Below are 13,594 nucleotides of genomic sequence, written 5' to 3' on the forward strand. Positions count from 1 at the left end.
CGAAGCGGCCGGGAGCCGCGGGGCGGTGGGCCGCCGAGGGAGGACGGGCTCGTCGGCGCGCGCCGACGGCTGGAAGAGCGACGGCCGGGCAGCGGAGGACGACGGCTCCCCCGAGGCCGACGGCCCCCCGGAAGCCGAAGGCGGCGAGCCCGCGGCAGCCGCAGACGACGGGCCCGCAGGAGAGGCGGACGGCGGGCCTGAGGGAGCGGCGGGTGGCGAAGGCGCGGGTGGCCGGGAATCGGGCAGGTCGTCGTCCGTCACCGGGCGGAAGCTCAACGTCTGCTCCCCCAGCGACTCGTGCCGCCCGTCATCCATGGCGGTGTTCACGGCAAGCGCTCCGCTCGAACCATCTCGACCTCCTGGCCGACCCGCACGACGTCGCCGACGATGACGATCGCCGGAGGCCGTATCCCAGCCGCGGACACGCGGTCGGCCACGGTGGAAAGCGGTGCGATTACCGCCCGCTGGGTCGGAAGGGTACCGTCCTGTACCACCATTACGGGAGTCTCCGGCGCACGTCCGTCTCGAAGCAGCGCCTCGGCCACCTTCGGCAGCCGTTCCACGGCCATCATGAGCACCAGCGTGCCCTGGGATCGGGCCAGGGCGGGCCAGTCGACCGTGGAGGCCGGATGGTCGGGCGCGACGTGCACGGAGACGACGTGGAACTCCTGGCTCACCCCGCGATGCGTCACCGGCACCCCGGCCGCGGCCGGGACCGCGACGGCGCTGGTGATGCCGGGGACGACGAGCACGGGGATGCCGGCCTGGGCGCAGGCGATCATCTCCTCGCCGCCGCGCCCGAACACGAACGGGTCGCCGCCCTTGAGCCGGACGACGAACTTGCCCTGCCTGGCCCGGTCGACCAGCAGCTCGTTGATCTTCTCCTGGGACAGCGACCTGCCGTAGGGCACCTTGGCGGCGTCGATCAGCTCGACGTCGGGGGCGAGCTCGTCGAGCAGCGCCCGGGGCGCGAGCCGGTCGGCCACCACGACGTCGGCCTGGGCGAGGAGCTGCCGCCCGCGCACGGTGATCAGGCCGGGGTCGCCGGGGCCGCCGCCGACCAGGGCCACGCCGACGGGCTTGGTGCGGTTGCGGCGGGCGTCGACCGTGCCGTCGCGCAGCGCGCCGACGACCGCGTCGCGGATGCCCGCGGCCCGGCGCGGGTCGCCGCCCGCGGTGACGGCCACGCTGATCTCGTCGACCCGGCCGGCGGCCGGGGTCCAGGCGGCGGAGGCGTCGCGGTCGTCGGCGCGCACGCACCACACCCGCTTGGCCTCGGCCTCGGCCGCGACCGCGGCGTTGACGGACCTGACGTCGGTGCACGCCTGCACGAGCCAGGCGCCGTCGCAGTCGCCCACCTCGTACGGCCGCGCGTGCCAGGTGACCCGGCCCGTCGCGATCAGGTCGTCGAGGGCCGGGGTGACGGCCGGGGACACCACGGTGACCTCCGCACCGGCCTCGAGCAGCGCGGGAACGCGCCGCTGCGCGACGCGGCCGCCGCCCACGACGAGCACCCGGCGGCCGGAAAGCCGCAGGCCGAGGAGGTAGGGACCCATGGGGGGATTCTCCCGTTCGCGAAGGTTGTGTTTGGAGGTAAACCTACCGGCTCACCGTGCGTCGTTCGCTGCGCATGGCTCAACGGCCGTCAAGAAGAGGCTGCGACGGGTCCCAGCGTGGCCCGCCCTGAGCGTCTTTGCGGCGTCTGGCCATGGCCGAGAGTGCCTCAAGAATAACGCGGTTCCCGAGGAACGCGGTGATGTCGGCGTGGTCGTACGGCGGCGAGACCTCGACCACCTCCATCCCGGCCACGGGCAGTTCGTAGCAGATCCGGCGCACGGCGTCGAGGAGCTGCCTGGCCGACAGGCCGCCGGGCTCGGGCGTGCCGGTGCCGGGGGCGTGCCCGGGGTCGCAGACGTCGATGTCCACCGACAGGAAGACCTGGTCGCACTCGTCGAGCGCGATCCCGAACGACTCCGTCAGGCACTCCTCCAGCCCGCGCGTCACGATCTCGGTCATCTCGTACGAGCGCATGCGCTGCGCCGCCATCCAGTCGAGCGTCTCGGGCTCGGGCCAGTAGCCGCGCAGCCCGATCTGCAGGAACCGGTCGCCCCGGATGGCGCCGGACTCGATGAGCCGCCGCATCGGCTGGCCGTGCCCGTGCAGGTGGCCGAACTCGATGTCGCCGGTGTCGGCGTGCGCGTCGAAGTGGATCATCGAGGTGCGGCCCGGCTCGTACGCCCTGGCGGTGCCCCGCGCGTCCGGCAGCGCGACGGTGTGGTCGCCGCCGAGCACCACCGGCACCGCCCCGGAGGAGGCGATCCGGTGCACCGCGTCCTCGATGGCGGCCAGCGAGCCCTCGACGTCGCCGGAGTAGCACTCGACGTCGCCCGCGTCGAGCACCCGCAGGTCGCGGAGGGCGTCGACGCGCAGGGCCAGGCTCGGACGGGACCCGTTGTGCGGCAGGTAGCAGGTCTGGCGCAGCGCCATCGGCCCGAACCTGGCGCCCGGCCGGTTGGAGGTGCCCCCGTCGAAGGGCGCACCGATGATCACCACGTCGGCTCCGGCGTAGCTGGCCGGGTCCGCGACGTCGCAGCGGTCCACGCCGAGGAACGTGATGTCAGGGCCGAACATGGGACCGTACCGGGACACTGCTCACCTCACGTGCTGTTTCGAGTGTCCCCCATCATCACACGGGCTTTTCCGTGACCCCCGCCGAGTCGAACGTCGCCACCTCGTGCATCACCCGTACGGCCGCGCACACCAGCGGGTGCGCGAGCAGGCCGCCGGTGCCCTCGCCGAGCCGCAGCTCCAGGTCCACCAGCGGGCGCAGCCCGAGATGGTCGAGCGCGGCGGCGTGGCCGGGCTCGGCCGAGCGGTGGCCGGCCACGCAGTGACCGCTGACGTGGGGGTCGAGGGCGGCGGCGACCAGGGCGGCCGAGCCGGCGATGACGCCGTCGAGGATCACCGGCACCCGGTTCGCCGCGCCGCACAGCACGAAGCCCGCGATGGCCGCGTGCTCGAAGCCGCCCACGGCGGCCAGCGCGCGCAGGGCGTCGCTCGGCCCGGTGCCGCCGGGCAGGCCGTTCACCCGCAGCGCCGCCCGGACGATCTCCACCTTGTGGTCGTAGGTCGCGTCGTCGATCCCGGTGCCCCTGCCGGTCACCTCGGCCGGGTCCTTGCCGGTGAACGCGGAGATCAGCGCGGCCGAGGCGGTGGTGTTGGCGATGCCCATGTCGCCGGTGATCAGGCAGCGGGCGCCCCCGTCGATCAGCTCCTGCGCCACGGCGATGCCCGCCTCCAGCGCCCTGACGGCCTGGTCGACGCTCATGGCGGGGCCGCGCGACAGGTCGGCGGTGCCGTACGCGACCTTGCGCTTGACCAGGTCGGGGGCGTCGGGCAGGTCGGTGGCGACGCCGACGTCCACCACCGTCACGGACGCGCCCACCTGGGCGGCGAAGGCGTTGGCGACCGCGCCGCCGGCCAGGAAGTTGGCGACCATCTGCGTCGTGACCTCCTGCGGCCACGGGCTGACGCCGCGCGCGTGCACGCCGTGGTCGGCCGCGAAGATGGCCAGGGCGGCCGGCTCGGGCATGGGCGGCGGGCAGACGCCGGACGCGCCCGCCAGCCGTACGGCCACCTCCTCCAGAGCCCCGAGCGCGCCGCGCGGCTTGGTGAGCCGGTCCTGGTGGGCGCGGGCCTCGGCGAGCGCCTCGGGGTCGGCGGGACGGATGGCCGCCAGGGTCTCGGCGAGCACGGACACCTCCACGTAGTGACAGTTAGTGAACGAGCTGGAGCGTTGGCGGACGAGGTGGAGCGTCAGTGGACGAGCTGGAGCGCTTCCTCGTACCGGTCGATCACGACGTCGGCCAGCGTCTCGCAGTCGCCGATCACCTCGGCGCAGCGGATGTCGAGGTCGGGGTGGCCCGCGCCGTACGCCAGGGCCTGCGCCCACACGCGCTCCAGCAGGCCGCCCGCGAACAGCAGGTACGGCACCACGATCACCCGCTTGGCGCCCAGCCGGCGGCAGCGTTCGAGCCCGCCGGGCACGCCGGGCGGCGTCACCGAGACGAACGCGGTCTCGACGGTCATGTAGTCGTAGGCGTGCGTCTCCCAGAACAGCCGCGACACCCGGTGGACCTCGGCGTTGGCGGCGGCGTCGGTCGAGCCCTCGCCGACCAGCACGACCGCCGTCTCACCCGGCTCGACCTGGCCGGGGACGTCGTCGAGGGCCGGGGTGTCGACGGCGCGCAGCCGGGGCCGGGCGCCGACCAGCTCCAGGGGGCGCGGCCTGGCCATCTCGGCGGCGGCCTCGCCGAGCCGGTCGGCCAGCAGCGCCAGCACGCGCGGGTCGGGGCCGAGGGGGCGGCCGTAGTCGTACATGAGGGTGGGGTGGCGCTGCTGTTCGAGCGCCATCGCGGCGGGGAACTCCGCATCCACCTTGCTGAGACTGAGCGGCAGCGCGACGAGACGGTGGTGGCCGCGCGCCATCAGGGACGCCACGGAGTCGCTCAGGCGCGGCGTGGCGCGTTCCAGATAGCCGCCGGAGACGTCGACGGCCGTGTGGTCGAGGCGGCAGCGCAGCCGGTGGACGAACCTGCCGAACTCCGCGGCGTAGGCGTCATCGTTCGAGCCCTGCCCGATCAGCAGGAGCGGCGGCTTCATTGAGGGATCTCCGGTGCGTAGACAAAGTCACGCGAGGATAACCGATACGTGCCCGTGGGGGACAGGTCACGCTGCGTGCGCGGGCCTGGCGTGCACGACGAAGACGGCATCCGCCGCGGTCAGACGGTGGGAACCGCCGGCGCCGGGCGTCAGCGCGGACGCCTGGATCCGCGTGCCCTCGCCACGGTAGCCGAGCTCGCGCAGCAGCTCCAGCACGGCCACCGCCCGCTCGGCCGTGCCGAGCGCGCACACCAGCGCGCGGGGGCCGCGGGCGGCGCACGCCGCGACCACGTCGTCGCCGCCCCCGCCGACGAAGACGGCGTCGGGGTCGGGCAGCGGTTCGAGCGCGGCGGGCGCGTGCCCCCTGGTCAGGGCGACCTTGACGCCGTGGGCCAGCACGTTGGCACGCAGCCGCGCGCAGGCGGACTGGTCGCGTTCGACCGCCACGACGGCCGCGCCCAGCCTGGCGCACTCGACGGCGAGCTCGCCCTCGCCCGCGCCGACGTCCCAGACCAGGTCGCCGAGCCGGGGACCCAGCTTGGCCAGGACGAACGCCCGCGCCTCGGCGGGCAGCCCGCTCTCCCACGGCAGCGCCCACTCCGCCGGGCCGGGTTGCGCCCCGGCCACCCAGCCCGGCTGCCCGGGCCGGTGCAGCGGGTCGATGACGAGGACCACGTCGGGGTCCTTCCACGGCCGGGTGGTGGCCTCCCCCATGCGGCTGTGCGTGACGCGCTGTCCCGGGCCGCCCAGGTCCTCGCAGACGATCAGGGCGCGCGGCGTGGTCGGCGCCAGCTCCCTGGCGATCTCGGCGGGGCCGACGCCGGGCGCGACGAGCAGCGCGACCTTGGGATGGGCGCGGCAGGCGTTCACCACGCGGGCCAGCCGGCCGGGGCCGGAGGGGGCGACGACGAGGGCGTCCTCCCAGTTGAGCCCGGCGCAGGCGAAGGCGCGGCTGATCAGCGAGGTGGCCGGCAGGACGTCCGGCCGCAGGCCGTGCGCCCGTAGGGTGCGGACGACTCCGAAGAAGCCGGGATCGCCCTCGGCGACCACGACGGCCGGGCCTCGGTCCTGCCCGAGATGGCCGTCGAGGGCCTGGAGCACGTCGCCGTCGTCCGCGGCGCGTCCGTCGACCCCGAGCCGGCCGAGAATGTCGGCGGGGCCCACGACGAGCTCCGCCTCACGCAGCCTGCCCGCGGCCCCGGCCGGCAGCTCGATCCCGTCCCAGCCGACAACCGTGATCATTCAGCCTCACCGTCCTCATCCCCAGGGTGACGGTTCCGGCCGGGTTTCACCATGGGCCGGCCAGGCCAGTCCGCTGTGCCCTCAGGCCAGGTCGGACGGGACCAGGCTGTAGACGACCAGGTCCTCGCCGTCGAGCGCGGCGCGGGCCACGCCCTCGCGGGTGAAGCCGGCCTTCTCCGCCACGCGTTGGGAGGCCGGGTTCGACAACGCGGCCCGCAGTTGCAGCCGGCGGAAGCCGTGGCGCTCGAACAGCCAGCGGGCGATCGCGGTCACGGCCTCGCCCGCGTAGCCCCGGCCGCGGGCCCAGGGCGCGGTCATGTAGCCGACCTCGGCCGTACGGTTGCGCCAGTCGAGGTCCCTGAGGTCCACGTTGGCCACGAAACGGGTGGTGGTGAACTCCTCCACGGTGAACGCGATGCCCGCGCCCCTCATCCGCATCCGTTCGCAGACGTCGACGAACGCGCGGGCGTGCTCCTCGCTGTAGTCGCGGGGGACGCCGGTCCTGGCCTGGGTGAGCGGGTCGGCGCCGGTGGCGGCCAGGCCGGGCACGTCGGCGAGGACGGGCTGCCGCAGCAGCAGCCGGGGCGTGCGCAGCTCGGTCTTCGGCAGGGCGGGCGCGGGCTCGCCGGAGTCCTCGCGCAGCAGGCCGAGGACGACCAAGTCGTGCGGGCCGTCCTCCTCCAGCACGGCGGCGCGCAGCACGCCTTCCCAGGTGAAGCCGGCTTTCAGCGCGACGCGCAGGGAGGCCGGGTTGTCCAGGTTCGCGGTGAGGTCCACCCTGCGCAGGGCGGTGGTGGCGAACACCCAGGCGGTCAGGGCGCGCACGGCCTCGGTGGCGTAGCCGCGGCCCCGGTACGTCGGGTGGACGCCGTAGCCGACCTCGGTGGTGCCCGCCGTCCACGACGTCCTGAACAGGCTGATGGCGCCCACGATGCGGTCGTCGGCCTCGGTCATGGCCAGGTGCAGGCCCTGCTGCGAGCGGTACAGCTCGTGCACGCCGTGCGCGAGCCACTGGCCGACGCCGGAGGCGTGGACGGGCGCGCCCGGCGGGAGGAAGCGGTCGCCGGGATCCACCGTCTCCACCACCGACCGCACGCGGGCGGCGTCACGGGGGTCGAACGGCCGGAGCACGAGCCGTCCGGCGGCGATGCGCGCATCGGGATCGAACACGTGCGCACCCTACACACTCACGATGTTTGCCCACGAAAGCGGGGGTAGGGGCCGATTCGAGAGGAGTGAGGGAACTATGGAACGTGGGAGCGACAAACACGGTCCGCGCCTGGACGATCAGCAGAAGCACGAGACCGAGGGCATGGTCCGCGGCGGCGGCAGCACGCACGCCGAGGAGTGGAAGGAGACCGAGTCCATGCCCGGGCCCGGCGAGGAGTCAGGGCAGTCGTACCCCCCGGGACACGAGCCCGGCACCCCCCAAGGCATCACCCGGCGCGGCGCCGACATCCGCAGCGACCTGGCCAGATGGCTCAGCGACACCCGTTGGCCCGCCTCCAAGGACGACCTGCTCCAGCACGCCGAGAACGTGGACGCCCCCGACCAGGTGGCCGACATGGTGCGATCCCTTCCCGACCGCCGTTTTGTGAACATCGCCGACGTGGCCAAGGCGCTCGGCCTCGGCATCGAAGAGCGGAGGTGGTGACCTGTGCGTCTCGACTTCATCAGGCCGCTGTACGAGCGGCGGGGCCCGTACGCGTCGGTCTATCTGGGCGCGCTCACCGAGCCGCAGCGGGAGACGCACTGGCACAGCGTCCGTGACCAGCTCGACGGGACCGACCCCGAGACCATCGACGCCCTGGAGGTGGCCGCCAACCGGCCGTCACCCGGCCAGGCGCTGTTCGCCACGCACGGCGCGGTGGTGCTGGCCGAGCCGCTGGCGCGGGCGCCGTACGAGATGGCGACCGTGTCGCCGCTGCCGCACGTCACGCCGATGCTGAGGCAGCGCGGCGAGAACGTGCCGCACCTGCGCGTCATCGTGGACCACGCCGGGGCCGAGCTGTCGGTGTTCGGCGGCGGCGCGCCGCGCACGACCACCGTGGAGGCGGCCGACTGGCCGCTGCAGAAGACCGCCCAGGGCGGCTGGTCGCAGAAGCGGTACGAACGGGGCGCCGAGGAGACGTGGGAGAAGAACGCGGTCGCCGTCGCCCGCGAGATCGACGAGCAGGTGCGCAGGATCGGCGCCGAGCTGATCATCGTGGCCGGCGAGCCGAAGTCACGCTCCTACCTGCTGCAACACCTCAGCACCAAGTCCGCCGACCGGGTGATGATGGTCGAGCACGGCAGCCGCTCCGACCACGGCCAGTTCGAGGCCGACGTCGAGCGCGCGCTGGACGACTGGCTCGAACGCCGCCGCGCCGAGCTGCTCGACCGCCACCGCGAGTCCTCGGGCCCGGCCGGTCTGTCCCAGGTGGCGCACGCCCTGCGCGAGGGCAGGGTGCACGCGGTGCTCATGCCCGCCCAGCTCGACCGGACCGTGTGGACCGGCGAGGGCGGCACCCAGCTCTCCACCGACCAGGGCGAGCTGCGGCGCTGGGGCGTCGAGCAGCCGGTCGAGGAGCGCGCGGACTCGGCCGTGGTCAGGGCCGCCGCCATGACGGACGCCGAACTGTGGTTCACCGACGACGTGCAGGACGTGGCCGCCGTGCTCAGGTACTGACGGCCCGCGCCGTCGCCGCGGTGAGAGGTGCTGACGGCCCGCGCCGTCGCCGCGGTGTCAGGTGCCGACGATCCGCCGCGCGGCGCCGGCGCTCAGGTGCTGATGATCACTTCGAGGGTCCGGGGGCCGTGCACGCCCTCGACCCGGTTCAGCTCGATGTCGCTGGTCGCCGACGGGCCGCTGATCCAGGTGAGCGGGCGGGCCGGGTCGAGCCTGGCCACCGCCTCGGGCACGCCCGCCACGATCTGGTCGGCGCGCACCACGCAGACGTGGTGGTCGGGGATCAGCGTCTGCGCCCTGGCGCCCTGGCCGGGCCCGTGGTCCAGGACGATGGTCCCGGTCTCGGCTATGGCCACCGCGCAGCCGGTGATCACGCCGTCGGCGGCGTCGAGGGTGTCCCAGCGCCGGTCGGTCCCGGCGTCCGGGCTGCTCGGGGCCGCCCAGGCGAAGCCGTCCGGGACGATCATGCGGCGGCCGGCGGCCAGCTCGGCCAGCTTGCCGGGCACGTCCGCGTCGGGCAACACGTGCACGACGGCCCGGTAGTCGCGCACCCGCTCGGCGAACAGGCCCACCACGTCGTCCACGTCCGGGCGGGTGCGGTAGTGCCGGGCGACCTCCGTCTCGGGCGCGTCCGCGACCGCCTTCCTGACTTTGGCCAGGATCTCCTCACGCGCGCCCATCGTTCCGCTCCCACCAGTCTCTGAAGGATTCTTCCGGGATGTCGGGCACGTCCCGGGTGTCGGTCCAGGCCGCCAGCGGGCCGGGCAGCCGCCGCTTGGGCACCAGCTTGCGCAGCCGGGCGGCCAGCCGCTGCGCCCTGGCCAGCCGGGTCTGGTCGTCCAGCACCCAGCCGGCGGCCTTCATGCCCGCGCGCTCGGCCGCCGCGTGCGGCGCCCTGGCCCGCAGGTCCACCAGCACCTCGGGGATGTCGATGGCCACCGGGCAGACCTCCAGGCAGGCTCCGCACAGGCTGGAGGCGAACGGCAGCGAGGCGTCCAGGTCCGAGGACATGCCCCTGAGCTGCGGGGTGAGGATGGCCCCGATCGGCCCGGGGTAGACCGAGCCGTACGCGTGGCCGCCCGCGCGTTCGTAGACCGGGCACACGTTCAGGCAGGCCGAGCAGCGGATGCAGCGCAGCGCCTGGCGGCCCACCTCGTCGGCGAGCACGTCGGTGCGGCCGTTGTCGAGCAGCACCAGGTGGAAGTCCTGGCCCTCGGTGGCGCCGGTCCACGTGCTGGTGTACGGATTCATCCGCTCACCTGTGGAGCTGCGCGGAAGAAGCTGGAGGAAGACCTCCAGATCCCGCCAGGTCGGCAGCAGCTTCTCGATGCCGACGACGCTGATGAGCGTCTCGGGGAGGGTCAGGCACATGCGGCCGTTGCCCTCCGACTCCAGCACGACCAGCGTGCCGGTCTCGGCGATCATGAAGTTCGCCCCGGAGACGGCGACCTTGCTCCGGAGGAAACGTTCGCGCAGGTGGAGCCGGGCGGCCTCGGCCAGGGCGGGCGGCTCGTCGGTGAGGCCGTCGGGCACGCCGGGCATGCGGTCGAGGAAGATCTCGCGGATCTCCGAGCGGTTGCGGTGGATCGCGGGGACCAGGATGTGGCTGGGGAAGTCGTCCCCGAGCTGCACGATCAGCTCGGCCAGGTCCGTCTCGTACGCGGTGATGCCGCGCCGGGCCAGCGCCTCGTTGAGCCCGATCTCCTGGGTGGCCATCGACTTGACCTTGACCACCTCGGTCTCGCCGGTGGCCGCGACCAGGTCGCCGACGATGCGGTTGGCCTCCTCGGCGTCCCTGGCCCAGTGGACGGTGCCGCCCGCCCGCCGGACGGCCTCCTCCAGCTGGAGCAGGTAGCGGTCGAGGTGGCGGAGCGTGTGGTCCTTGACGGCCTTGCCGGCCGCGCGCAGCTCGGCCCAGTCGGGCAGCTCGCCGACGACGCCGGCGCGCTTGCCGCGAATGGTGTGAGTGGCTTTCCGGAGGTTGAACCGCAGTTGCGAGTCCTCCACGGCTTTCGCCGCATTTTTCGGGAAATTTCCGGGCATGCCGAGGAATGTCGCGCTCATCGGGTCTCCTCCGTGGCTGCGAGGATCTCCGCCAGGTGCATCGTCCTGACCCCCGTCTTCTGACGGCTCAGGGTGCCGCCGATGTGCATCAGGCACGAGTTGTCGGCCGCGCAGATGACCTCGGCGCCCGTGTCGAGGATGCCGCGCACCTTGTCGGCCCCCATGGCGGCCGACACCGCCGGGTTCTTGACCGCGAACGTGCCGCCGAAGCCGCAGCACTCCTCCGCGCCGGGCAGCGGCACGAGCTCCAGACCTCGGACCTTCCGCAGCAGCCGGGTGGGCCGGTCGCCCAGGTGCAGCCCGCGCAGCGAATGGCACGTCGGGTGATATGTCACCCGGTGCGGGAAATATGCTCCAACGTCGTCTACTTTCAGGACGTCCAGCAGGAACTCGCTCAGCTCGTACACCTTGGGCACGACCTCGGCCACGGCCGCCGCGCCCCTGCTGCCCGGCCGCACCAGCTTCGGGTACTGCTCGCGCACCATGGCCGCGCACGACCCGGACGGCGCCACCACGGCGTCGTACCCGGCGAACACCTCGGTGAACTTCCTGACCAGCCGCACGCCCTCCGCCCGGTAACCGGTGTTGACGTGCATCTGGCCGCAGCACGTCTGGGCGACGGGGAAGTCCACGTCGCAGCCCAGCCTGCGCAGCAGCGACACGACGGCCTTGCCGGTGCCCGGGAAGAGCGTGTCGTTCACGCACGTGATGAACAGGGCGACTCGCACGACTCTCCCAACGAATGGTCCGACCACTGTATGGTCAGACCATACCTAACCCCACAGTTCCGGGCCAGCACCGGGGAGGCATCGGTGAAACGCACACGGGCGTTCGAGGACGTGCTCGCCCAGATCGAACGACGCATCGCCGAGGACGGCCTGACCGTGGGCGACCGACTGCCCGGCGAACGCCAGCTCGCCGAGCAACTGGGCGTCGGCCGCTCGTCCGTGCGGGAGGCGCTGCGCGTCCTGGAGACCCTGGGCGTGGTGTCCTCGCAGGTGGGACGGGGCCCGGACGCGGGAGCCGTGCTGACCTCGCGGCCCGACACGGCGCTCACCGACCTGCTCCGGCTCAACCTCGGCCTGGCCACCCTGGAGCAGCGCGAGGTCGTGGACGCCCGGCTGATGATCGAACGCTGGTCGGCCGCGCACGCGGCGGCGACCCGAGCCGGCACGGCGGAGCTGGCCACCGCGATCGAGGGCATGGACCGGGCGGCCACGGCCGAGGAGTTCGTGGAGCACGACACCGCCTTCCACTGCGCGATCGCGGACGCCTCGGGCAACCGGCTCATCGCCGCCATCATGCGCTCACTCCGGGACGCGATGCGCAGGAACGCCATCGAAGCGGTCGAACGCCTCGGCGACCCGTCCGTGCTGCGCGCCGACCACGAGCGCATCCGCGCGGCCATCGCGGCGGGCGACCCGGAGGAGGCCCAGCGGGCGGTGACCGATCACCTGGCGCACGCCTACCCCGCCCTGTTCCCCGGTCACTGACGCGCGTCGGCCTCCCGGCACCCCGCCCCCGAGCAGGCCCGCATCGCCTGGAGCCGGGCGTCGAGGCCGGCCAGCAGCGCCGGCTCGGCGGTGGCCGCGAGGTTGTCGAGCTGGTACGGGTCGGCGGCCAGGTCGTAGAGCTGCCGCTCCCCCGTGTCGTACCTGACGTAAGTGTAACGCTCGGTGCGCAGCGCCTGGTAGGAGGGCACCGGGGTCTGGGCCGCCGACGACCGGTTGACCGGCCTGTTGAACTCGACCAGCACGTTCTTGCGCCACTGGGCGGGCGGACTGCCGCGCAGCAGCGGCACCAGCGAGCGCCCCTCGCTGAACGCCGGCACGGCGGCCCCGCCCAGCTCGGCGATCGTCGGCGCGATGTCGACGGTCGCGCCGAGCTGCCCGATCGTGGCCCCCGCCCGGATCCCCGGCCCGCGCACCACGAACGGAACCTTGATCGCCTCCTCGAACGGCGTCGTCTTGCCCTGGGGAAGCCGATGTGTGCCGAGATGGAAGCCGTTGTCGGAGGTGAAGATGATGTAGGTGTTGTCGAGCTTGCCGGACGCCTGCAGCGCCTCGATCACCGAGCGGACCAGGTCGTCGACGCCGAGCATCGACCGCAGCCGCCTGCGGTGGCGCTCGTCGACCCGGTCGATGTCCTCCTGCGTCAGCGAGGGCAGGGAGCGCAGCCACAGCGGCTCCTTGCTCACGTCGGCCTGGTTGAACGACGGCGTGCGCGGCGCCGTGACCTCGGGGAGGTCGGCGACGTGCCGGACCGCCGGGTTGGCCGGGTTGTGCGGGCCGATGGGCGTCAGGTAGAGGAAGAACGGCTCGTCGGCGCCGGTGATGAAGTCGCGGGCCTTGTCGGCCAGCACGTCGGACAGGTAGTCCTCCTCCGACCAGCCGTAGTCGTACAGGTCGCCGTTCTCGTTGAGGCGGTAGCCGTACTCCTCGTAGAGCTTACGGACCGGGACGTCCCATTCGTCCCAGCCGGGCGGGACGTAGGCGGCGTCGGCGGTGGCGCCGGGATAGTGGTTGAGGAACTTGCCCATCAACGCGGTGCGGTAGCCGGCCTGCTGCATCCAGGTGCCGATCGTGGAACGTTCCAGATCGAGGGAGTGGAAGCGGTCGAACCCCCCTTCGGGGGCGGTGTTGGTCAGGACGCCATGGCTGTGGACGTACTGGGAGCGCAGGATTGACGTGCGCGATGGGCAGCACCAGGAGTTCGTCACGAAGAACCGGCTGAAGGAGGTGCCCTTCGCCACCAGCTCCGAGTTGATGGCAGGGAAGTAGGGCAGCGTGCCGCTCTCCAGGTCGTCGGCCATCACGAACACGATGTTCGGCCGCGAGGCGCTCACGGCCATCGTCGGCTCGGCCGCCGGCGACAGCAGGAGCAGCAGGCAGAAGAGACGGCAGAGACTCTTGAGCACAATGTCTGATCTCCCCGGGAGATCACGCATTGACACTGCGG

General features: G+C 73.2%; 13 protein-coding genes. 3 read left to right on the forward strand and 10 right to left on the reverse strand.

Annotated elements, in window-relative coordinates; translation table 11 throughout:
* Positions 1–323: 323 nt before the first annotated feature.
* The 6 genes from cobA to ACIBK9_RS27065 all read right to left on the reverse strand — a co-directional run bounded on the left by cobA (position 324) and on the right by ACIBK9_RS27065 (position 7,074).
* Positions 324–1,556 (reverse strand): uroporphyrinogen-III C-methyltransferase, encoded by a 1,233-nt coding sequence (gene cobA / locus ACIBK9_RS27040; RefSeq protein ID WP_387678946.1) that lies wholly within the window; start codon positions 1,554–1,556, stop codon positions 324–326.
* Positions 1,557–1,635: 79 nt separating this feature from the next.
* Positions 1,636–2,631, reverse strand: coding sequence for an agmatinase (speB, locus tag ACIBK9_RS27045; RefSeq protein ID WP_358294793.1), 996 nt, complete (start codon positions 2,629–2,631; stop codon positions 1,636–1,638).
* 55 nt (positions 2,632–2,686) lie between these two features.
* Positions 2,687–3,754: a nicotinate-nucleotide--dimethylbenzimidazole phosphoribosyltransferase gene (gene cobT / locus ACIBK9_RS27050; protein ID WP_397161771.1), complete on the reverse strand. Its 1,068-nt coding sequence runs from the start codon at positions 3,752–3,754 to the stop codon at positions 2,687–2,689.
* Positions 3,755–3,816: 62 nt separating this feature from the next.
* Positions 3,817–4,662, reverse strand: coding sequence for a sirohydrochlorin chelatase (locus ACIBK9_RS27055; RefSeq protein WP_387678939.1), 846 nt, complete (start codon positions 4,660–4,662; stop codon positions 3,817–3,819).
* Between the two features lie 66 nt (positions 4,663–4,728).
* A complete protein-coding gene (locus ACIBK9_RS27060; protein ID WP_397161772.1) occupies positions 4,729–5,904 on the reverse strand; it encodes a precorrin-6Y C5,15-methyltransferase (decarboxylating) subunit CbiT in 1,176 nt (391 codons plus the stop codon).
* Between the two features lie 81 nt (positions 5,905–5,985).
* Positions 5,986–7,074: a GNAT family N-acetyltransferase gene (locus tag ACIBK9_RS27065; protein WP_397161773.1), complete on the reverse strand. Its 1,089-nt coding sequence runs from the start codon at positions 7,072–7,074 to the stop codon at positions 5,986–5,988.
* A 76-nt stretch (positions 7,075–7,150) separates the two neighbouring features.
* On the opposite strand from ACIBK9_RS27065, the gene ACIBK9_RS27070 reads away from it, so the two are divergent.
* Together ACIBK9_RS27070 and ACIBK9_RS27075 are read left to right on the forward strand one after the other, a co-directional pair.
* Positions 7,151–7,558, forward strand: a complete 408-nt coding sequence (locus ACIBK9_RS27070) for a DUF2795 domain-containing protein (RefSeq protein WP_387678930.1) — start codon at positions 7,151–7,153, stop codon at positions 7,556–7,558.
* A gap of 3 nt (positions 7,559–7,561) precedes the next feature.
* Positions 7,562–8,572 (forward strand): Vms1/Ankzf1 family peptidyl-tRNA hydrolase, encoded by a 1,011-nt coding sequence (locus ACIBK9_RS27075; RefSeq protein WP_352360607.1) that lies wholly within the window; start codon positions 7,562–7,564, stop codon positions 8,570–8,572.
* Between the two features lie 92 nt (positions 8,573–8,664).
* On the opposite strand, the gene ACIBK9_RS27080 is transcribed toward ACIBK9_RS27075, so the two are convergent.
* From ACIBK9_RS27080 to ACIBK9_RS27090, 3 genes are read right to left on the reverse strand one after another with little or no spacing between them, the layout of a single operon-like run.
* Positions 8,665–9,252: a lactate utilization protein C gene (locus ACIBK9_RS27080; protein WP_397161774.1), complete on the reverse strand. Its 588-nt coding sequence runs from the start codon at positions 9,250–9,252 to the stop codon at positions 8,665–8,667.
* Positions 9,239–10,636, reverse strand: a complete 1,398-nt coding sequence (locus ACIBK9_RS27085) for a lactate utilization protein B (protein WP_397161775.1) — start codon at positions 10,634–10,636, stop codon at positions 9,239–9,241. Before ACIBK9_RS27085 ends, ACIBK9_RS27080 begins: the two co-directional genes overlap by 14 nt.
* Positions 10,633–11,364 (reverse strand): (Fe-S)-binding protein, encoded by a 732-nt coding sequence (locus tag ACIBK9_RS27090; protein ID WP_397161776.1) that lies wholly within the window; start codon positions 11,362–11,364, stop codon positions 10,633–10,635. The genes ACIBK9_RS27085 and ACIBK9_RS27090 overlap by 4 nt, the downstream gene beginning before the upstream one ends.
* An 84-nt stretch (positions 11,365–11,448) precedes the next feature.
* On the opposite strand from ACIBK9_RS27090, the gene ACIBK9_RS27095 reads away from it, so the two are divergent.
* On the forward strand, positions 11,449–12,129 hold the full coding sequence (locus ACIBK9_RS27095) for a FadR/GntR family transcriptional regulator (RefSeq protein ID WP_397161777.1): 681 nt from the start codon (positions 11,449–11,451) through the stop codon (positions 12,127–12,129).
* Here ACIBK9_RS27095 and ACIBK9_RS27100 read toward each other — a convergent pair.
* Positions 12,123–13,553, reverse strand: a complete 1,431-nt coding sequence (locus ACIBK9_RS27100; RefSeq protein WP_358294810.1) for a sulfatase — start codon at positions 13,551–13,553, stop codon at positions 12,123–12,125. The two genes, ACIBK9_RS27095 and ACIBK9_RS27100, sit on opposite strands and share 7 nt — an antisense overlap.
* Positions 13,554–13,594: the final 41 nt, after the last annotated feature.

It is taken from the genome of Nonomuraea sp. NPDC050227 (assembly GCF_044459705.1).
Classification (GTDB): domain Bacteria; phylum Actinomycetota; class Actinomycetes; order Streptosporangiales; family Streptosporangiaceae; genus Nonomuraea.